The sequence below is a fragment of the Pusillibacter faecalis genome, assembly GCF_018408705.1.
In the GTDB taxonomy this organism is placed as follows: Bacteria; Bacillota; Clostridia; order Oscillospirales; family Oscillospiraceae; genus Oscillibacter; species Oscillibacter faecalis.
In genome coordinates, this window is record NZ_AP023421.1 from 303,671 (window position 1) to 323,088 (window position 19,418).

Consider the following 19,418-nt stretch of genomic DNA (forward strand, 5'->3'; position numbering starts at 1 on the left):
CAGACGCTATCCCAACTGGGGGAATTTCTTTATGATGACTGCTTTCACGCGTACTCTCATCCTGTATTTTCTAATCATGCTGGGTCTGCGGCTGATGGGCAAGCGCCAAATTGGCGAGCTGGAACCCAGCGAACTGGTTCTAACTATGATGATCTCAGATCTGGCCACCGTTCCCATGCAGGATTTTGGGATTCCCTTGCTGGCCGGTGTAATTCCCATTTTAACATTGCTGGCACTGTCCATGCTGCTCAGCCAGCTCTCTTTGTATAATCTCCGCTTTCGCGAACTGACATGCGGCACGCCGGCAGTTTTAATCCGCCACGGGGAGCTGCAGCAGAAAACTATGCAGAAAAATCGCTATACCCTGGATGAGCTTTTAGAAGAACTGCGCGGCCAGGGAATCTCCAGCGTCTCTGAGGTCAAATACGCCATTTTGGAAAATTCGGGTCAGCTTTCCGTCCTGCCCTGGACCCGCAACCAGCCTCCCACCGCCGCACAGATGGGACTGGATATTGAGGATGATGTGACATTGCCTGTGGTCCTCATCAACGATGGGCGCGTTCTGCAAAAGAATCTCACTGCCTGTGGCAAAAATACACAGTGGCTGCAAACGATCCTGAAAGAACACCATCTATCCAAACCAGAGGATGTATTTTTACTGACCTTAGATGAACAGGGCCAAATTGTCTGTGTTCAAAAGGAGGACAACCCATGAAGAAAGCTCTGCTGGTTCCCATTGCGATACTGACAGCAATCTTGGTGCTCTCCCTATGGAATGGCGCCGCCATGGAGTCTCGAACAAGCCGGTGGCGCGACCAAATTCACCGCGCGGGCGTGATGGCGGATGCCGGAGATTGGCTGGAGGCAGAGACCGCCCTTGCCAAGAGCTATACCGATTGGTCCACCTGTCAAACCTATCTCCACATCGTCATGGAGCACGACGCTGTTGATGATGCGGAAGCCATGTACCGTCGGGCAATGGCCTTTGCCGCTGCGGAAGAACCCAGCGAATTCCGAGCAGAGATCGCGGACCTCTCTGATCAGCTGCGCCTGCTGTCTGAAATGGAGCAGTGCAGCATCAAAAACATTCTGTAAAGGAAAATTACTTCTCAGAAAGGAGCTTATTTAACTCAGCCATAAAGGTATCAATATCCTTGAATTGCCGGTATACAGAGGCAAAGCGGACATAGGCCACCTGGTCTACCATCCGCAGTTTCTCCATCACTCGCTCCCCAATGATTTCTGTGCTGATTTCCCGATCCATGGAGTTTTGAAGGTCCTGCTCAATCTCATCCGCAATCTTTTCCAGCTCCGCAAAAGGGACTGGCCGCTTTTCACAGGCACGGATCATACCCCCCAGAACCTTTCTCTTGTCAAAGCTCTGTCGGCTCCCGTCCTTTTTCACCACCACCATAGGTAGACTTTCCACTGTCTCATACGTGGTGAAGCGTTTGCCGCAGGACAGGCATTCCCGCCGCCGCCGGATGCTGGTACCCTCGTCTGCCGGACGGGAATCAATCACTTTGCTCTCGTTATAACTGCAAAAGGGACATTTCATCATGTGACCCTCCCATTCCCAAATGATTCAGTGCGATGTCTCCTTTGGGACAATTATACCACAGCACCACAAAATATGGTATCTCTATTTTTCAATTTTTCAATTTTTTTCTGGCCGCAGGACAGGCCACTCTTTCTTGTTAAACGTATAAATCACATACGGACGATCCCCCAGCTTTCTGACGCTGGCCAGGCAGAACATGGGTGCGAGCGGAAACGGCTTGTGCGGGTCATATGGAACAGCCAGGTGCTGTGTCTCTGCCTCCCGTCTGGTCATGGCTCCCTTCACACCCTGAAGCTGACGGCGAAGCCAGGGTGTGCGGAACAGTCGCTCCGGAAACTCAGCGGCCTCCCAGCTGCTGCCCTCTTCCATAGCGGGACGGGCTTCTCCCCGGATGAGACGGCCTATAGGCCCGGTCATATGGTCGGAAAACCGGCGCCGGATAGACGCCTCTTCTCCATTTGGCTCTAGAATCCCCAGCCGAAGTTCTCCTTCAGCCCCCACGACCCAGGCACACCAGAGTCCCTCCTCGGGGAGATGGCATCTGGCCGTAAACCAGGTGTACAGAGCCTCTCTCTCCACCGTTAATTCTCCAACCGGATTTCCGGCCCATATCAGCGGAAACTTGTCCATGCCTCTGCCACCTCCTAAAAAACCGTCTGTGCCATTCTATGCACAGACGGTTTTTCATATGTCAGGCGATGGAATAGCTCCCCCGCACTAAAAGCTTGGTGGTAGCAGCAGTAGCCTTCACCCCGCGGCCCTCAATCGTCATCATGTACAAATGGTTTTGGGCCAGCGCACCGCCATTGTTCAGTGTTCCGGCCGTGGTCTCGTCAATCAGTCCCGGGCTGGAGGATGCAACGCAAACGGCAGCGCCAACCCGAAGCATGACCTCGCAGCCAATTTCTCCCGTCAGGACTTGTCCGCTGGTAAGAGTCACTACAGTAAACGTACTGGACGTAGAACTCCCCATTGTCCCACCAAGCTGCTGGACAATCTGACTGTTCCTTGCGGCAATTTTCTCATCAACCTTGTTCAGGATTTCTCCCAGGAAGGTATCATTTAGATAACTGAGCGTCACCAGAGGATCATCGCTGCCGCCAGCAACAGCACCTGCTACCGTCACCGTGGCGTTCAGCATCACGCTCAGGACTACCAGCACCACCGCTCGTAAAAACCATCTGTTCTTTTTCATATATGTACCTCTCTATCCTTTGTACCCAAGTCCTTCCGGAGAGTAAACTCCCTCCGGAAGGACTGGTCGTTAAACCAACTGATCGTGTGGTAAGCCAAAACTGACCGCGATGGCCGTGTCAACTTTAGTCATCACATGTTCCTCCACATGACCCAACCGTTCCCGCAGGCGCTTTTTGTCCAGGGTTCGCACTTGTTCCAACAGAACAATGGAATCCCTGCTTAAGCCGCAGCTTTGATCCACAGGAAGGTCGATATGTGTCGGCAGCCGGGCTTTGCCCGTCTGAGAGGTGATGGCCGCCGCAATCACGGTGGGGCTGTAACGGTTCCCGGTGTCGTTCTGGATAATCAGAACCGGCCGGACGCCGCCCTGTTCGCTGCCCACCACCGGGGAGAGATCGGCATAGTAAATATCGCCGCGCTTGACACTCGTATCCACAAAGTTCACACTCCGCCGAAAGAAGTACCCGCCACCGAGGGATCTCTCGGTGAGGCCACTCTCATTCTCCCACGCAGCTCCGGAATTTATACGCCAAAACTCCGGCGTCCTTGCCCCGCTCTATTTTATGCGGGGGACGAAGTGTGTGTCCCTCATGCTTCGACAGCTTTCCGGGCAGGCTCCCCTTCCTGCTGTATGTTTCCTGTCACAGCAGCAGCCGCAGGCTGCGCTCCACCACGGCGCCGTTCTCCATGTACAGCCGCGGCACTCGCTTGCTTACCGCGCAGGTCAGTTCGTATGGAATCGTCCCCAGGATATCCGCCAGCACATCGGCCCGCTGCCGGACGCCGAAAAGTTCCACGGTGTCTCCCACATGGACATCTGGCAGCTCTGTCAGGTCCACCATGGTCATATCCATGCAGATGCGGCCCAGGATGGGAGCTGGTCCTTGATCTGTCTGCACTGCCATACATCCGGAAAGGCCTCGGAACAACCCGTCGGCATAGCCGATAGGCAAAACGCCCACTCTGGTCTTATGGGCGGTACGGAAGGTCCTTCCATAGCTAATGTCCGTCTCCGGGTCAAAGATCTTGATGGTAGAGATGCAGGATTTCAGGGTCATCACAGGCCGCAGCCCCAGCCGGTCCCGGTCAGCTCCCGCACCGTACAGTGCAATGCCAGGGCGGACCATATCCAGGTACATCTCCGGATATCTTGCCAGCGCACCGCTATTGGTGCAGTGGCGAATCTCGAAGGTTCGCCCTCTCCGGGCCAGCGCTTCCAGAACTCTCATAAAGAGTCCAAACTGTTCCTGTGTGTAGTCCTCGCTGGCGGCATCATCCTCGTCTGCAACGGAAAAATGAGTGAAGATTCCCTCCGGCTCCAAGTGCCCCAGCGCACAGGAGGCAGCAATTGCCTCCACACCCCCGTCAAAGTGCTCCCCCCGCACCAAAAAGCCAAGCCGGGACATGCCGGTGTCCACCTTGATATGGACCTTCAATCTGCCGCCGCACTTCGCTGCAGCATCGTCATATGCCTCGGCTTTGGCCTGGGCTGAAACAGTCTGTGTAATGTGATATTGGATCAGCTGAGGCGTCAGCTCCGGCGGAGTGTGCCCCAGCACCAAAAGCGGTGCGCAGATACCGGCGTGACGCAGCTCCCGCGCCTCGTCCAGACTGGACACTGCCAGATAATCCGCCCCCAGCGCCTCCAGCTTGCGGGATATCTGAACCGCACCATGGCCATAGGCATCCGCCTTGACAACTCCCAAATACTTCACGGCTGGGCCGATCTTCTCTCTAGCCTGATGATAATTGTGGGCCAGAGCGTCCAGATCAATCTCCGCCCAGGTCCGCCGTAAAATGGTATCGTCCATGAAAGGATCTCCTTTGTAGATTATGATTCTTCCAGTGTATCATAAAAAGAAAAGCTCGTAAACTCCGCGGTTAAAATAATTTCGCCATCCACGGCAATCTCACCCCGCAGCGGCTTCCCGTCGTCCTGCCGCAGCCAGATGGTGGAGATGATCTTTCCGCTCTGAGTACCACTCTGATCCACACAAAGCCGCATACAGGGCACCTCATTCCAGGTCTCCTCGTTTTCCTCCAGCAGCCAACCGTCCCGTAAAGCGCTCATAAGCCTTGGCAGGCAAGTCGCAGGACTCACCGCCTCCTCGCTGAGAAAGCCAACGTTCAAGCTCGCGTCCTCAAATTCCAGACTCCAGTCTGTGTCGTTGAGAACCGCCCGCACACCGGCAATGGTCTCTGGCTCCAGAACCTCCACTGTGATCTCTCCTCCGGGAACATATTCACATTTCAGCCTGGCCTCCCACTCCAGTCCCTCCTGGTCGCATGTCACCAAGGCCTCCATGGAACAGCCAGCCATGTCATGATAGTGCTCCCGCAGGGAAGCTGCCTCATCTTCGCCTGTTCTGCCGCAGGCTGTCAGCAGCAGACACAGGGTTATCATTGGTACGCATACCCATCTGCGCACCGCATGCTCCTCCTATTTCAATCAATGCCTCCGGCAGGGCTGAGATGACGTCCTTCGGCGTCATGGCGTAGGCTGTGAGGCGCGACGCAGCCAGATCCCCCGCGCGCCCATGGAGCCAGACGCCAAGCGCTGCAGCCTGTACTGCCGTAGTCCCTTGGGCCAGCAAAGACGCAATCAGGCCCGTCAGCACATCGCCGCTGCCACCCTTAGCAAGTCCGGAGTTCCCCGTCGTGTTGACCAGAACGTTCCCCTCCGGTGTGGCCGTCAGAGTCCGATGGCCCTTGAGCACCAAAATACAGCCATGTCTTATAGCAAACTCTCTGGCTGCTCGCACGCGGTCCCCATGGGACAGCTCCCCGCCAATCCGCAGGAATTCTCCATCGTGAGGCGTCAGGATGGTAACGCGGCCTCTCCGCCCGTCCAGACTATCTATATGCCCTTCCAGGGCGTTTATGCCGTCGGCGTCCAGCACGATGGGCTTTGAGGTCTCATCCAGCAGAGTATGAACCAGGCGTACCGCCGACTCGCCATGTCCAAGGCCCGGCCCCAGCGCCAACACGTCGCACTCCGCCAGCTTTTCCCGCAAATCAGGAAGAGCTTTGCAGCTCAATCCCCCCTCTTTTTCCGCTAACGGAAACGGCATGGCAGATATACACTTCATAGCCTCCACGGCCCAAAGGCTCTCCGGCACCCCCAGAAAGACTAGCCCGCAGCCGGAATGTACCGCGCCGCTGGCCGCCAGATAGGGCGCGCCACTGTAGCCAACCGCGCCGCCAATCACTAAAACCTTTCCGAAGGTTCCCTTATGGCCGTCCTCTTTCCGACGCGGCAGCGCCTCCCGCGCATAAGTCTCATGAACTGTCTGGACCCGGCTGGTAAGAGCCTTCACCCGCTTCTCCGGAATCCCGATTGTCCAGACGGTCACATCCCCCGCGTATAAAGCCCCATCTCCTACAGCGTGCCCGGGTTTTGCCAGTGTAAAGGTAACCGTCCTGTCAGCCTTGACTGCACAGCCAAGAATCCGTCCCGTGTCTGCCTCCACACCGCTTGAAATATCAGCGGAGATCACAGTGCCCTGGCAGTGATTGATCAAATGGATTGCCGCGGCAAAATCGGATTCCGGTGAGATTTCCCGGGAAAGGCCCACACCGAAAATCGCGTCGATCAGCACATGGCTCTTCCCACACCAGGCGCGCTGTTCTTCGTTTTCCGGCTCAAAGTGTTCCAGCTCCAAGCCGCACTCGCTGAGGCGGCGTGTCTCCTCCAAGGCATCCTGTGTCAGCTTCTCGTAGCTGCCTACCAGAAAGGCCCTCACATGGACCCCCTTGAGGAACAGCTTTCTTGCAGCCGAAATACCGTCTCCGCCGTTATTTCCCGCGCCGCACAGCACTGCCGCCCGGCACTTTCCGGGCCGCCTCGGCAACAGTTCCAGAGCAGTCTGGACAATCCCATCCGCTGCCTGCTCCATCAAATCTATGGAGGGAATTCCATCCTCCTCTGTCGCCAGACGGTCCAATTCTCGCATCTGTACCGCTGTGGCCAGTTTCATAATCGCCGCCTCCCGTCTTTTTCTCCATTATAAAAACGACGGCTTACTTTTGCAATGATTTTTCTTTTCCGAAACCGAAAACTCTGATAAAATCAAGGATGCAACCGCAACTGTACATATCGCGCGTGAAACGCAACCTGAAATCGCTGGCATTGCGGCCCTTGCTTTCCTACAATCATTCCATCAATACACAGGAGGTTTTCTCATGGCATTTCCTGAAAATCTGCAGTTTATCCGCGCTCGGGTGGGGCTGACCCAGGAGCAGCTGGCAGAGCAGCTTGAGGTCTCCCGGCAGTCCGTCAGCAAATGGGAGGGTGGGCAGAGCTTCCCTGAGATGGAGACGCTGCTGCACATTTGCAACCTATATGATGTAAATCTGGATGTCCTGCTGCGTGGCAGCGTGGAGGAAAGTCAAGTGGCAGATACTGCACAATATGACGCTTTTATGAATCGCTTTTCCAGACAAATATCCTTTGCCGTCGGCGGCATTCTCGCCGGTGTTGGCGGGATGTTGCTGCTTCAGGCCTGGGGCGGCTTTCCTGATGGGTTGTCCGGCGCGCTCTTTCTTTTTGTGGTGTCCATATGCGTGGTGGTCATTGTAGCTTCTGGGATGCAGCAGCAGAACTTTTGCAAACGGCATCCGGTGATCGCGGATTTCTATACCCAGGAGGAAAAAGAGGTTTTTCACCAGAAATTCGTCTGGTACATCGCCGGCGGCGTCGGAGCCATTCTCTTTGGCGCGGTACTGCTGATCCTCTCCTGTACCTATCTGCCGGAACGGGAGCCTTACGAAACTCTGGTGGTGGGCTGTTTCATGCTGATCGTGGCAGGGGCTGTGACAGCCCTGGTTTACGGCGGGATGCAGGATGACAAATACAAAATATGGAAGTATAACCGCGACAACAATCCCACGCCGGAGGCCAGACGGCGCCTGAATCTGATCGGCGCCGCCTGCGGCGTCGTCATGCTGCTGGCAACCGCCGTCTATGTGGGGCTGGGTCTCACCAAGGAACTGTGGGGCAGCGCCTGGTGGGTGTTTCCCGTGGGCGGCCTTCTCTGCGGCGTGGTCCATGTCATTCTGGACCCCTATAAGGGGGAGGAATAACAGCATCCCCATTCCAGCAAAAGCGGAATGGGGATGCATCCATATTCCATGTTTGCAAGCAGGCTGATAAACTTATGACAGCGAGTTGATAACCTCCTGCACCTCATTAAAAAATCTAGATAGGTGGAAGCCGTCTGCAACGGCGTGATGGATGTTCATCGTGAGCGGCATCATCAGCTCCCCATGCTCCCTTTCATACTTCCCCCACGTTACAACAGGTGCCAGAAACTTTCCTTCATCAAAAACGTGCACATCAAAATGCTGGTATCTCACCCATGGCAGACAGGACGCGTCAAAAAAATTAGGCGGCTGGCGCTCCATCACAGCGCGCGCGTTTTTATACCGCTCCCTGTCAGCCAGGAACCTGGCATGAAATTCAAAGAGATCGTCCGAGTATTCCGTGACCAGCGTGACCAGTTTGGTAAAATTTTGATCCTCCTGATGGAAGCCGGCATAGGAGGGGGACACAGAGTCCCACTTGATAAGATGTCCTTCCTCATCCCAGCTGTACTTGAATTCATCATGGGCGTTGATCACCCTGGATACCACCCACAGCATGGAGGGATAAAATTTCAGATGGTGGTCTTTGATGTATGCGTCCAGCGGCGTTACAGAAATCTCCACGGTCAGGCTCATGACGATGCGCATGTTGTTAATATAGAATTGAAAGAGCTTTCCCCGGTCCCAGCTATCCAGATCTATTCTTGTACATTTCATATGGTTTCCTCCAGATTTCTCATTGGAATCATATAATACCATACAGTGACGCTCTCTGACAAATTCTTTTACATCGCAATCCTGTACCGGAGAACCGCACCAGCGTCTCTCCAACGGAGGATTTTGGATTTTCCTCTTGCATTTCCTCGGTTTCTGTGCTATAAAAGATACTTGACACAAGCTATGAACGGGAAAATAACCATGAAACGCCGCCAAGAGAGGTCTGGTCACCGGCTGCAAGCCAGACTGTGGACGCCTGGTTTGGTTCGCCCGGGAGCCGCCGTGGAGACACGGCCGGTGGCCCTCCGTTACCGGGGCTGCAAGTGCACGGGAGATTCCGTGAATTTGGGTGGTACCGCGGAAGCAAAGCCTTTCGTCCCAAGATAGAGGGACGGAGGGCTTTTTGTTTTGCCTCTGTACAGCTTGTTGATCCACATCCAAGTAAAGGAGCTTTTGATATGAAGGAACAACTGGAAGCCATTCGCAAGCATGCGCTGGAAGCCATCGCCGCTACTCGGGAGGCCGCCGAGCTGGAGTCTCTGCGGGTCAAATACCTGGGCAAAAAGGGAGAGCTGACCGCTGTTCTCAAACAGATGGGTACTCTCTCTGCCGAGCTGCGCCCCGTGATGGGGCAGATGGCCAACGAGGTCCGCGCCAACGTGGAAAAGGCCATGGAGTCTCAGGCCTCCATTCTCTCCCAAAAGGCCATGGAGGCCCAGCTCAAGCTGGAGACAGTGGATGTCACTATCCCCGGCCGGAAAATTGAAATCGGCCACAAGCACCCTATGTACAGCGTGCTGGACGAGATCAAAGAAATTTTTATCAACATGGGCTTTGAGATCATGGATGGTCCCGAGGTGGAGGAGGCCGACTACAACTTCACCAAGCTCAATACCCCCGACGACCACCCGGCCCGGGAGTGGTCCGACACGTTCTATCTGGACCCGGACTCTAAAACTCTGCTCCGGACTCAGACCTCCCCCATGCAGATTCGGGCCATGGAGACCTATGGCGTCCCTATCCGGATGATCTCTCCTGGTCGGGTATACCGCAAGGACGAGGTGGACGCCACCCACTCCCCCATGTTCCACCAGATCGAAGGCCTGGTAGTAGACAGGGGCATCACCATGGCAGATTTAAAGGGTACCTTGAACGCCGTTATCCGGGAAATCTACGGTCCTGAGACTAAGACCCGGTTCCGTCCCCACCACTTCCCCTTCACCGAGCCCAGCTGCGAGGTGGACATCCAGTGCCACAAATGTGGCGGCAAAGGCTGCCCCACCTGCAAGGGAGAGGGCTGGATCGAGGTCCTCGGTGCTGGGATGGTTCATCCCAAGGTTCTCTCCGGCTGTGGCGTTGACCCGGATGAATACTCTGGCTTTGCTTTCGGCATGGGCCTGGAGCGGCTGGCTATGGGGCAGTTCAAGATCAGCGACCTGCGGCTGATCTTTGAAAACGACATGCGGTTCCTGAGCCAGTTCTGAGAAAGGAGAGTAAAAACAATGTTATTGTCCCGTAAATGGTTAAATGAGTTCGTCCAAGTGGAAGCAGACGACAAGGAGTTTTCTGAGGCGATGACGCTCTCCGGCTCCAAGGTGGAGAACACAGAGGTATTGAACGCTTCCTTGAAAAATGTGGTGGCGGGACGCATCATCAAGCTGGAGCGCCACCCGGACTCCGACCACATGTGGGTCTGTCAGATCGACGTGGGGGAAGCGGAGCCTGTTCAGATTGTCACCGGAGCCTGGAATATCCACGAGGGGGACTTGGTCCCCGTGGCCAAACACAACTCTTTGCTCCCCGGCGGCATGAAGATTGAAAAGGGCAAGCTCCGGGGTGTTGTCTCCAACGGCATGCTCTGTTCTCTCAAGGAGCTGAATCTTACCGTGGAACACGATTACCCTGATGCCGCTATCCTCGCCGCAGCAATTCTGGATGACTACAAGCCTTTGGACCCGGAAAAGCCCTCCATCCCGGCGGATATTCAGCCCGGACATAAGATCTATGGGCCTGTGGTGTGCGGCAGGATGCTGGAGGTAATGCCGCTCTCCGACGGTTCCTTCCACACCTGTGTAGACTTGGGCGACGCAACCGCCGTGCCGGACACCCGCTGTCAGAATCTCCACATGGGGGACTTGGTGGCCTATAACACCAAGGAAGATACCATCTGCACCTTGGCCGACCTCCGGGCAGAGCCTGCCGAATTCCCTCACTGCATCCCGGACGGTATCTGGATTTTGAACCAGGAAGGCGTTCATCCGGGAGACGACATCGCCGCTCTGATCGGCGCGGATGACCATGTGGTGGAGTTCGAGATCACCCCCAACCGGCCTGACTGCCTCAGCGTCATCGGCCTTGCCCGGGAAGCCAGCGCCACCTTCGGCGCGGAGCTGAAACTTCACACCCCGGAGATCAAGGGCTGCGGCGGCGCTGTCACCGACCATCTGGACATCGAGATTGAGGACGGAGACCTGTGCCCCCGCTACACCGCCCGTCTGGTCAAAAATGTGAAAATCCAGCCCTCCCCCGCCTGGATGCGGGAACGGCTGCGGAACTCTGGCGTCCGCCCCATCAACAATATTGTGGATATCACCAACTACGTCATGCTGGAATACGGCCAGCCGATGCACGCCTTTGACTTCTCCTGCGTGGACGGTGGCAAGATTGTCGTCCGCACCGCCCGGGAGGGCGAGTCCATCCAGACTCTGGACGGCAAGGACCACGCCCTCTCAACCAGCATGCTCTGCATCTGCGACGAAACAAAGCCCGTGTGTGTTGCCGGCGTGATGGGCGGCGCTAACAGTGAAATCATTGGAGACACCGCCATGGTGCTCTTTGAATCTGCTAATTTCAACGGCGCCTCCGTCCGGCGCACCGCCACCGCCCTGAATATGCGCACCGAGGCATCCGCCCGTTATGAAAAGGGCTTAGACCCCATGAATACGCTGAAGGCCGTGCAGCGGGCCTGTGAACTGGTGGAATTGCTGGGTGCCGGTGAGGTGGTAGATGGTGTACTGGATGTGATCGCACAAGATACTGCTCCCACGGTTGTAAAGTTGGAGCCGGACAAAGTCAACCGGCTGCTGGGTACGGAAATTTCCGAGTCCGAGATGCGCCGCATTCTGCTGTCCCTAGGCTTTGAGCTGGACGGCGATGAGATACACGTCCCCTCTTGGCGTGCCGATGTGGAGCACTACTCCGATATTGCGGAGGAGGTGGCCCGTTTCTACGGCTACAACCGGATTCCAAGCACCCTCTCCGCCGGCGTGAATCCCCGCCGCGGCTTCTCCCCCGTCCAGAAGGCGGAGAATACCATCGGCGCTTTGTGCCGCACGGCGGGCTATAACGAGATCATCACCTATTCCTTCATCAGCCCCACGTATTACGACAAGATCCATCTGCCCGCGAACTCTCCCCTGCGCAATTCTCTGCGGATTCTCAATCCCCTGGGAGAGGACACTTCCATCATGCGGACGACCACGCTGCCCTCTATGCTGGAGATTCTGACCCGGAACTACAACTACCGAAACAAGTCCGCCAAGCTCTATGAGCTGGGCCGCACCTACTTCGCAAGGCCAGACGGCCTCGCTGACGAGCCAAAGGTGCTCTCGCTTGGTGCCTATGGCCCGGATGTGGACTTTTTCGCCCTGAAGGGTGCGGTGGAGGCAGTCCTGGATGGCCTGCGCATTCCCGGCATCCGGTATACGGCGGAGCGGGAGAACCCCTCCTATCACCCCGGCCGCTGCGCCAAAGTCTGGTGCGGCAATGCTCTCCTGGGGGTTCTGGGCCAGATTCATCCTCAGGTCGCCGTCAGTTATGGCGTAGACTGTGAGCTCTACGCCGCAGAATTAAGCTTTGACGCGCTGTATGCGCATGCGGGCGGCAAACCGGTCTATCAGCCTCTGCCCAAATTCCCGGCTGTGACCCGGGATATCGCAGTGGTATGCGATCAGTCCATTCCTGTGGCTGACCTTGAGGATTGCATCCGCCGCGGCGCCAGAGGGCTTTTGAAATCCGTCACCCTCTTTGACATCTACACTGGTGTCGGGATTCCAGCGGAAAAGAAAAGCGTCGCTTTCAATCTGGAACTCCGCTCCGACGAGCGCAACCTCACCGCCGAGGAAGCCAACGAGGACGTCAATCACATTTTAGCCCTGCTGCAATCGGAATTAGGCGCGGTTCTGCGCTGAAAAAAGCACCGGCTGGATAAAAAGTCCAGCCGGTGCTTTCATCATTGGATATGCGCGCCCAAAAAGCTGAATAACCGCAGGAGCGGCTCCCAGAGGTCTGGATGGTGCTCTTTAAGAAACTGTTCCACCTGAACGGCAGCCAAACCGTTTCCCCATAACAACGTGTGCTGCCCCGTAGCCTCCTGGCCAATCGCTGTCTGCCCCATGGCTGCAACGCCCACTGCAATCTGGTCGCCCACTGCAGCAACGCCTCCTGCGTAAACTCCCACAGCGGCGGAGCCAAAGGCAGCCACGCCTACCGCAAGAGCCCCCAGGGAACAGACCCCCGCGGCCAGCGCGCCGATGGAAAGAACCCCCACAGAGAACGCGCCCAAGCTGAACGCTCCCACGGAAGCGGCCCCCAGCGCTACAACCCCCACCGCCGCATTGCCAATGGCGATAATTCCCTTTGCTACACTCTCCCTGCCAAAAAGCCCGTGGCGTGTCAAACGGATAGACACCAGCGGAATCCCGAACACGCGCGTCTTACTGTCGTAGGTATATCCTTTCATATACCGCGCCAGGTCCGCAACGGTCTCCTCCAAGCGTTCGGCGTTGGCGCTGGCTTCCTCTTCCACCCAGTCCTTTACCAGATAGTCCACACTGACCTCAAACAGCTCCGAGAGAGCGATCAGCTTGCCGAGCTCCGGCACCGCTGTGCCGGTATCACATAGTTAAAGATATTGGTATCATTCAATCAATTTTGCCGATAAAGCGGTAGAAGATTTCTACCTCCTGTTCCCGGCTTCCGTCCTCACCTTTGACCGCTTCATGGACAACGATTTTTTCAATCAGCATATTCAAAAGTTCGGCGGTCAGTTCTGTTGGATTGACGCACTCTTTCATCAAGGCAATCCATTTTTCTGCGTCTACGGCGTTCTGGCTTTCAGTGGCGATAGCGGATTGAAGCTGTTCAATCTTTTCGTCCAGTTCAGCCTGTTCGCTTTGGTACTTCCCGGACAGCATAGAGAAGTTGTATTCCGTGATACGCCCCGCCGCCCAGTCCTCATACATCCGGGCAAACAAAGTATCGACTTCGGCTTTTCGCTTCTCTGCCTTTTTCAGTTCTGCGGCCTGCTTCTTTCTTGCGGCAGCCTGTCCCTTATCAGTGGCATTTAACAGCTGCTTCAAGAGCCGTTCTTCATCATGCTGTACCAGCCCCGACCAGTATTGCAGACGGGAGAGGACATAGGCATAAAGCACATCATAACGGATATAGTGCATGGAGCATTGGCGTGTGCCCTGCCCGTACTTGCTACAATGATAATGGCCGTAAGGCTTGCTGTTCTGCCTGTTCTCCCCATAGGACAGCGACCAGCCGCAATCCGCACATTTTACCAATCCGGAAAAAATCTGCGTTGTACCATCCTTGCACTTCCTGCGGCGGTTTGCTATCTGCTCCTGTACCTGCCGGAAAACCTGCTCGCTGATAATCGGCTCCTGCGTGTTCTCCACCCGCACCCATTCACTTTGGGGCTTGCGTACCCTCCGCTTGTTCTTAAAGGAAATGTTCGTTTCCCGGTAATGAATGGTATGGCCGATATAGGTTTCGTCTTTCATAATGCTCTTGACCTGGGCTATCGTCCATGCGTAGCTTTTTTCCTCCGGCGCACCCGCATAGATGTTTGCAAAAGTCCCGTCACGCTGGAAGTTGATAAATCCCGGTGTGGGAACCTTTTCCGCAATCAGTATTCTTGTGATACTGGCCGCCCCTCTGCCATGAATAGCAAGGTCAAAAATCTTCTCCACTATCCAGCGGGTTTCCTCGTCGATTATCAGCTTGTTTTTGATTTCCGGGTGTTTCCTGTACCCGATGGGAGCATAGGCGCCGATACGCTGTCCTGTGGCAAACTTTGCTTTGAAAGCGGCCTTTACCTTGCGGCTTGTATCTTTCGCAAACCATTCATTGAACAGGTTTTTGAACGGGACAAAATCGGAAAGCCCTTTCTCTGTGTCCTCATTCTCCGCAACGGCGATGTAGCGAACCCGTTTCTCCGGGAACAGAAATTCCAGATAGTAGTCCATCATCACATGTTCCCGCCCGAAACGGGACAGGTCTTTCGTGACAATGCAGTTTACTTTTCCGGCTTCCATATCGTCCATCATGCGCTGAAAATCCGGCCGTTCAAAGTTCGTCCCCGACCAGCCATCGTCCACATACTCACCGACTACATGAAGCCCCTGTTCCTTTGCGTACTGTTGCAGGATTGTCCGCTGTGTTTCAATGCTTACGCTGTCACCATAGTTTTCATCGTCCCGGCTCAATCTCATATAAAGCGCCGTGTTGTAAATCGTAGTATTGTAAGGTTGTTTCACCGTTAAAAATCCTCCTTCTAAAGAAACAACCCACGCTTACAATACTTTTGCTCTATGGCAATTATATCATAAGCGTGGGCGTGTTATCAATGATGGGCTATCAGGTTGAAGCGGCTTTTTCTGCGGTATGCCGCACCACATCTACAATCAGATCACCGAGGGGCTTCCCGCCTGCGGCGAAGTGTTCGGAGATTTTTATACGGTTGTTCCCACATACAAAATACTGCGTGCCGTTCTCTGCTTGTATGACCTGCCCTGTCCGGGGTGTGAAAATATCGCTTTCGCTTTTTGCCATCCAGTGTCCTCCATATTCAGTTTTCAAGGTACAATGCCGCACAAAGGCGGCGAAAATTTCTGCTTATATCTATCACCTTTCCTTTACCGTGTGCCGCTGCTGACGTTTCAGTTCCGCCAGTATATCCGGCGGGATACGGTCAACCAGCCGCTGTAAATTGTCCAGTTCGCTTTTCAGCTTTGCCCGTTCCATCGTATCTTTCATCTTTCCTTTTTCGCTGGCCTTTGCCCTTGCTTCCAGCTTCTCATTCTCCGCCAACAGGTCATTGATTGTGACCTTGTACTTTTTCAGTTGCCCGGAGAAGTTCTCCATCTGCGGGAACCACTTTTTCAGCATGGAGAGGGCTTCCTCTTTTTTCTTTCCGGCGTTCAGCGGGTTAATGCCGTCAAGGGCGGCTTCAATGGCTCTTGCCTGCCGGGAGAGGGAAACCGCCTGTTTGAAAATCCGGGTGGGGATATGCTTCCGGCCTGTCTTGCTGGCACTTTCCCCACGCTCCAAGTCGGGATATTTCTCCACCATATAGGCGTGAAAATCGTCCTGCCACTTCGTCAGGTTTGCCCGGTTGCCGATAATCTCCTTAGCGCACAGGCGGTTGTCCTTTGTCAGCGGAACAAAGGTCAAATGCAGGTGGGGCGTTTTTCTCGTCCATGTGTACCACCGCCGACACGATATTTTCCCGTCCTACCCGGCCAATGAGGAAATCTGCCGCCCTTTGGAAGAACGCCTGTATCTCTTTTGGGGATTTCCCCTTGAAGAACTCCGGGCTGGCGGTTATCAGCGTATCGACAAACCGTGTGCTGTCTTTCCTCGTCCGGCATCCAGCCTGCTCGATACGGCTCTGAATGAAGTGGTAATAGCGTCCCTCCGGCTTGACGATATGGAAGTTGTATTTACTCCGGCTTGTGTCAATGTCGGGGTTGCTGGCGTATTGTTCTTTCTGTCTTTCGTGATGGGCTTCCAGCGGCCTTGCCGGGTTGCCCTTGTGCTTCTCAAACCGCAAAATTGCGTGTTGTGCCATTCTGCTCCTTTCCCCATTCCTTTCCTATCCGGGGTTTTCCACAGGGAAAATCCCGCCGGAATTATCTCTGATACGATAGGAATGGAATGGATATAAATAAATCATTTTAATCTTTGTATTTCTATATACCGTCCGGTTTTCGTACTTCAAGAGGGGCGGTTTCCGTACTTCATGGGTACGGTTTTCAGTCCTCCGGCGTACCAGAACGGGATTTCTTGAAGTCAGTGTTTGGAACCGCTTCATAGGATTTTGGGAAAATGCGGTTGGGTTTTCCACAGCCCTGCTTCTGGATTTCCACCAGTCCGGCGTATTGCAGTTCCCGCAGGGTGTTCACCGCTTTCTGCCGCCCACAGTGGAGCAGGTCAACCACCTCGCAGATGGGGTAATACAGGAAAATCCGTCCGCAGTCATCCGCCCACCCATTCTTGCGGGACAACTCTGTCCGGCGCAGGATAAAGGCGTACAGAACCTTTGCCTCGTTGGACAGGGGCTTGAATGTGGGGGCTTCAAAGAGGAAATTCGGGAGCCGGGTGAAGCTGAACGCCTTTTCCGGCTGATGGATATAGATGGTATTTGTCATAGTGCGTTTTGTGGACGGTTAGAAGCCCGTTTTCCGGGGCGGGCGATACTTTATACCACCTGCCCCGGTTTGGGGCTTGCAAAGCCTGATAAATCAAGGCTTTTTTCGCTCCTAACTGTCCACAGCAGACCTCCTTTTCCGTTCACTTTCTGTTTTCTGCCGCCTGTGAACTCTGGCGGCACAGCCGGGGCAGTATTTTGCCCGGTTGGATTTGGGGACGAACACACCGCCGCAGACCACACAGCGTTTCAAGTCCTTATCCCGGAAAATCTCCGCTTCCAGCGTCCCGTCCAGCGGCAAGACCGCCCAGCGGAACCACTTACAGCAGACCGAGAAAGAAACCGTCTGCGGGCAGGTGCAGGTGTCCCCATCGTCAAGGACAATGCAGTTGCCGTCCTCACAGCAACAGCACTCCCGGCGTATCAGGCTGGCCGCCTGTTTCCTCTGTGCCGGTGTCATGCGGTAAAGGGAACCGTCCGGCCTGCGTTCCAGCGGCGGCAAGTCTTTATAGGGGTTATTTCTCATGCGTTCCCTCCATTTTGCTTTCCGTTGCCGTTTTCCCCGAAAGGATTTCCAGCTTTGGCACGCTCCCCGCAGCTTCGGGACATTTTGTCCCGAAGTCCGGCTCCTTGCGGTGCTTCCCCAGCCGGGGTATTCCTTTTCGGACGGTCATTCTGTTTTCAAGGTGCTGTCCATCGATGAACTATCCTAAGTCTACACGAAAAAAATGCAATCCCCGGAATTTTGCGAGAATTGCATTTTGATGAAGTTTACACTTTGGAAATTGCATTTTTGCAATCATCCTGTATAATGGAAGTATGCGGAGGAGGTGCGTGTCTATGGCTTTACCCGGAACACCCGGACAGCGGATTTCCGATTTATGCAACGGAAACCATATCACACAAAAGGAACTTGCGGAGAAGATAGGCGTTTCCGCTTCCCAGTTGAGCCGCATTGTCAGCGGCGAAACGAGAACGGTCAGCAGTGATATTCTCATAGGTGTGGCAAAGGAATTTAAGGTATCGACAGACTACATACTGGGCTTGTCTACCGTGAGCGTCCGCAAAAGCTACGATATTTCTGAATTAGGCTTGTCCGAGGGAGCCGTGAGGGGGCTTGTGACGGGTGCTGTTGATGTGCAAATACTCAATCGCTTACTGGAACACAGGAATTTTCCCAAGCTGATAGATTTGATACGGATTTATTTTCAGGACACGGCGGCAAAGGGGATAATGGCACGAAACCAGCTTATCGAGATGGCAACGGCTTCCCTGTCCGACCTGATGAAAGAACACCCGGAACACCGGGCGGAAGCAAAGCAGGATTTACAGCTTTTGAACGCTCAGAAGATGGGGGGAACATGAAGCGGAGATAGAGAAAATCAAAAAATGTGTTCCTTGCTATCCTGCGGGACATTAAGAAAGACATTGACAACGGGGAACAGCCGGGAGAAGCTGTGACCGCCGCTATGTTCCAAGCCATGCGGGACACTATGGCGGAGCAGAAACAAAACCCGCTTTCCATTGACGATGTAACAGCGATGATAGCCGGACAGATCGGACAGCTTGCGCCGATGGACAAAGAAACTGCCGACCTGTTCCAGCAGTTGGCGAAGAAGATGATTGAGCAGGCAGGAAAATAAAACATAAAATTCAAAGGAGATACTTATGGCAACAAAAATATTTGTTCACGGCTCAGGACACAAAGCAACAAGTTGGGAAAAAACAATTTCATACATGACAAACAACGAAGATATTGTATGTCCAAATTTATCCTCCATCCTTGAAGGGAAAGAGGCAAGCTACGAAAATCTATATTCTTCATTTGTAAAATATTGTAACGAATTTGACGGACAAATTCATTTATGCGGTCTTTCATTAGGTGGTATTTTGGCTCTGAATTTTGCTTTGGATTTCCCGCAAAAAGTGAAAACATTAGTTTTAATCGGAACGCCATATAAAGTCCCGAAAGTAGCATTTAGTTTTCAAAATATAATTTTCAGATTTTTACCAAAATCTATTTTTGAAACTATGGCATTTGATAAAAAGAACACATTTGCTTTAGGGGACACTATGAAGAATTTAGATTTCAGTGATAGGGTGAAAAATATTAAGTGCCCCACTTTAATTCTTTGCGGAAAGAAAGACAGTGCAAATATGAAATCAGCGGATTACTTATCACAAAGTATTAGAAGCGCAGAATTGAAAATTATTGAGAATACAGGCCATGTTGTCAATGAAGAAAATCCAAAAGCCTTAGCAGATATATTGAATGAATACTATTTGAAAAATTCTTAAACAATTCTGAAAGAAACTCGAAAACTACAAGCATAAAAGTTTAGAAAATAAATAGCAAAGCCAGCCGAGCCAGTCAATGGTCAAGATGAACGGCGCATTTCATGCGCCGCCGTTGACAGTCCCGCC

19 protein-coding genes and 2 pseudogenes are annotated in these 19,418 nt (G+C 53.9%); 7 read left to right on the plus strand and 14 right to left on the minus strand.

Translation table 11 applies throughout. The annotated features are described in order from the left end of the window. The first annotated feature begins 31 nt into the window (after positions 1–31). Positions 32–715, plus strand: a complete 684-nt coding sequence (locus KJS55_RS16205; protein ID WP_187031937.1) for a DUF421 domain-containing protein — start codon at positions 32–34, stop codon at positions 713–715. After that, complete coding sequence (locus tag KJS55_RS16210) at positions 712–1,095, plus strand: DUF4363 family protein (RefSeq protein ID WP_187031939.1); 384 nt, start codon at positions 712–714, stop codon at positions 1,093–1,095. The genes KJS55_RS16205 and KJS55_RS16210 overlap by 4 nt, the downstream gene beginning before the upstream one ends. Before the next feature lie 7 nt (positions 1,096–1,102). Here the strand turns inward: KJS55_RS16210 and nrdR are convergent, their stop codons facing one another. From nrdR to KJS55_RS16245, 7 genes are all read right to left on the minus strand, one after another. Further along, positions 1,103–1,558, minus strand: coding sequence for a transcriptional regulator NrdR (nrdR, locus tag KJS55_RS16215; RefSeq protein ID WP_187031963.1), 456 nt, complete (start codon positions 1,556–1,558; stop codon positions 1,103–1,105). Positions 1,559–1,657: 99 nt separating this feature from the next. Continuing rightward, positions 1,658–2,191 carry a hypothetical protein gene (locus KJS55_RS16220; RefSeq protein WP_187031941.1) on the minus strand — a complete coding sequence of 178 codons (534 nt, stop codon included), beginning with the start codon at positions 2,189–2,191 and terminating at the stop codon, positions 1,658–1,660. Between the two features lie 61 nt (positions 2,192–2,252). After that, the gene (locus KJS55_RS16225; protein ID WP_187031943.1) at positions 2,253–2,756 is read right to left on the minus strand and encodes a hypothetical protein; all 504 of its coding nucleotides are present in this window, start codon (positions 2,754–2,756) and stop codon (positions 2,253–2,255) included. Positions 2,757–2,825: 69 nt separating this feature from the next. Beyond that, complete coding sequence (locus tag KJS55_RS16230) at positions 2,826–3,194, minus strand: type II toxin-antitoxin system PemK/MazF family toxin (RefSeq protein WP_187031945.1); 369 nt, start codon at positions 3,192–3,194, stop codon at positions 2,826–2,828. A gap of 205 nt (positions 3,195–3,399) precedes the next feature. Continuing rightward, a complete protein-coding gene (gene alr / locus KJS55_RS16235; RefSeq protein ID WP_187031947.1) occupies positions 3,400–4,569 on the minus strand; it encodes an alanine racemase in 1,170 nt (389 codons plus the stop codon). A gap of 20 nt (positions 4,570–4,589) precedes the next feature. Then, a complete protein-coding gene (locus KJS55_RS16240; protein ID WP_187031950.1) occupies positions 4,590–5,186 on the minus strand; it encodes a hypothetical protein in 597 nt (198 codons plus the stop codon). Beyond that, entirely contained in the window at positions 5,110–6,735 is a 1,626-nt protein-coding gene (locus KJS55_RS16245; protein WP_187031952.1) for an NAD(P)H-hydrate dehydratase, read from the minus strand. The genes KJS55_RS16240 and KJS55_RS16245 overlap by 77 nt, the downstream gene beginning before the upstream one ends. 205 nt (positions 6,736–6,940) lie before the next feature. On the opposite strand from KJS55_RS16245, the gene KJS55_RS16250 reads away from it, so the two are divergent. Beyond that, complete coding sequence (locus KJS55_RS16250; RefSeq protein WP_213543871.1) at positions 6,941–7,840, plus strand: helix-turn-helix domain-containing protein; 900 nt, start codon at positions 6,941–6,943, stop codon at positions 7,838–7,840. Between the two features lie 72 nt (positions 7,841–7,912). Here the strand turns inward: KJS55_RS16250 and KJS55_RS16255 are convergent, their stop codons facing one another. Next, on the minus strand, positions 7,913–8,557 hold the full coding sequence (locus tag KJS55_RS16255; protein ID WP_213543872.1) for a CatA-like O-acetyltransferase: 645 nt from the start codon (positions 8,555–8,557) through the stop codon (positions 7,913–7,915). Between the two features lie 458 nt (positions 8,558–9,015). On the opposite strand from KJS55_RS16255, the gene pheS reads away from it, so the two are divergent. After that, positions 9,016–10,041 (plus strand): phenylalanine--tRNA ligase subunit alpha, encoded by a 1,026-nt coding sequence (gene pheS, locus KJS55_RS16260; RefSeq protein WP_187030861.1) that lies wholly within the window; start codon positions 9,016–9,018, stop codon positions 10,039–10,041. 18 nt (positions 10,042–10,059) lie between these two features. Continuing rightward, on the plus strand, positions 10,060–12,747 hold the full coding sequence (pheT, locus tag KJS55_RS16265) for a phenylalanine--tRNA ligase subunit beta (protein WP_187030863.1): 2,688 nt from the start codon (positions 10,060–10,062) through the stop codon (positions 12,745–12,747). 41 nt (positions 12,748–12,788) lie between these two features. On the opposite strand, the gene KJS55_RS16270 is transcribed toward pheT, so the two are convergent. The 6 genes and pseudogenes from KJS55_RS16270 to KJS55_RS16295 form a co-directional block, all read right to left on the minus strand. Further along, the gene (locus KJS55_RS16270) at positions 12,789–13,439 is read right to left on the minus strand and encodes an XRE family transcriptional regulator (protein WP_213543873.1); all 651 of its coding nucleotides are present in this window, start codon (positions 13,437–13,439) and stop codon (positions 12,789–12,791) included. 40 nt (positions 13,440–13,479) lie between these two features. Then, positions 13,480–15,057: a recombinase family protein gene (locus tag KJS55_RS16275; RefSeq protein WP_071599205.1), complete on the minus strand. Its 1,578-nt coding sequence runs from the start codon at positions 15,055–15,057 to the stop codon at positions 13,480–13,482. Positions 15,058–15,202: 145 nt separating this feature from the next. Further along, complete coding sequence (locus tag KJS55_RS16280; RefSeq protein WP_002334813.1) at positions 15,203–15,397, minus strand: hypothetical protein; 195 nt, start codon at positions 15,395–15,397, stop codon at positions 15,203–15,205. 72 nt (positions 15,398–15,469) lie between these two features. Then, positions 15,470–16,415: pseudogene (mobV, locus tag KJS55_RS16285) on the minus strand (MobV family relaxase). A 184-nt stretch (positions 16,416–16,599) separates the two neighbouring features. After that, complete coding sequence (locus tag KJS55_RS16290; RefSeq protein ID WP_002584984.1) at positions 16,600–16,995, minus strand: replication initiator protein A; 396 nt, start codon at positions 16,993–16,995, stop codon at positions 16,600–16,602. Between the two features lie 111 nt (positions 16,996–17,106). Next, positions 17,107–17,520 carry a cysteine-rich VLP domain-containing protein gene (locus tag KJS55_RS16295; RefSeq protein WP_002584985.1) on the minus strand — a complete coding sequence of 138 codons (414 nt, stop codon included), beginning with the start codon at positions 17,518–17,520 and terminating at the stop codon, positions 17,107–17,109. Between the two features lie 314 nt (positions 17,521–17,834). Between KJS55_RS16295 and KJS55_RS16300 the strand changes: the two are divergent. Together KJS55_RS16300 and KJS55_RS16305 are read left to right on the plus strand one after the other, a co-directional pair. After that, positions 17,835–18,637 (plus strand): annotated as a pseudogene (locus KJS55_RS16300) (helix-turn-helix domain-containing protein). A 25-nt stretch (positions 18,638–18,662) separates the two neighbouring features. Beyond that, entirely contained in the window at positions 18,663–19,292 is a 630-nt protein-coding gene (locus KJS55_RS16305; RefSeq protein ID WP_002584987.1) for an alpha/beta fold hydrolase, read from the plus strand. Positions 19,293–19,418: the final 126 nt, after the last annotated feature.

Excerpts from the sequence above, each read along its gene's own strand:
- KJS55_RS16255 (WP_213543872.1), bottom strand. The coding sequence starts at position 8,557 with ATGAAATGTACAAGAATAGATCTGGATAGCTGGGACCGGGGAAAGCTC.
- KJS55_RS16225 (WP_187031943.1), bottom strand. The coding sequence starts at position 2,756 with ATGAAAAAGAACAGATGGTTTTTACGAGCGGTGGTGCTGGTAGTCCTG.
- KJS55_RS16220 (WP_187031941.1), bottom strand. The coding sequence starts at position 2,191 with ATGGACAAGTTTCCGCTGATATGGGCCGGAAATCCGGTTGGAGAATTA.
- pheS (WP_187030861.1), top strand. The coding sequence starts at position 9,016 with ATGAAGGAACAACTGGAAGCCATTCGCAAGCATGCGCTGGAAGCCATC.
- KJS55_RS16250 (WP_213543871.1), top strand. The coding sequence starts at position 6,941 with ATGGCATTTCCTGAAAATCTGCAGTTTATCCGCGCTCGGGTGGGGCTG.
- KJS55_RS16245 (WP_187031952.1), bottom strand. The coding sequence starts at position 6,735 with ATGAAACTGGCCACAGCGGTACAGATGCGAGAATTGGACCGTCTGGCG.
- KJS55_RS16290 (WP_002584984.1), bottom strand. The coding sequence starts at position 16,995 with ATGACAAATACCATCTATATCCATCAGCCGGAAAAGGCGTTCAGCTTC.
- KJS55_RS16205 (WP_187031937.1), top strand. The coding sequence starts at position 32 with ATGATGACTGCTTTCACGCGTACTCTCATCCTGTATTTTCTAATCATG.
- alr (WP_187031947.1), bottom strand. The coding sequence starts at position 4,569 with ATGGACGATACCATTTTACGGCGGACCTGGGCGGAGATTGATCTGGAC.
- KJS55_RS16210 (WP_187031939.1), top strand. The coding sequence starts at position 712 with ATGAAGAAAGCTCTGCTGGTTCCCATTGCGATACTGACAGCAATCTTG.
- KJS55_RS16275 (WP_071599205.1), bottom strand. The coding sequence starts at position 15,057 with ATGAGATTGAGCCGGGACGATGAAAACTATGGTGACAGCGTAAGCATT.
- KJS55_RS16280 (WP_002334813.1), bottom strand. The coding sequence starts at position 15,397 with ATGGCAAAAAGCGAAAGCGATATTTTCACACCCCGGACAGGGCAGGTC.
- pheT (WP_187030863.1), top strand. The coding sequence starts at position 10,060 with ATGTTATTGTCCCGTAAATGGTTAAATGAGTTCGTCCAAGTGGAAGCA.
- nrdR (WP_187031963.1), bottom strand. The coding sequence starts at position 1,558 with ATGAAATGTCCCTTTTGCAGTTATAACGAGAGCAAAGTGATTGATTCC.
- KJS55_RS16295 (WP_002584985.1), bottom strand. The coding sequence starts at position 17,520 with ATGAGAAATAACCCCTATAAAGACTTGCCGCCGCTGGAACGCAGGCCG.
- KJS55_RS16305 (WP_002584987.1), top strand. The coding sequence starts at position 18,663 with ATGGCAACAAAAATATTTGTTCACGGCTCAGGACACAAAGCAACAAGT.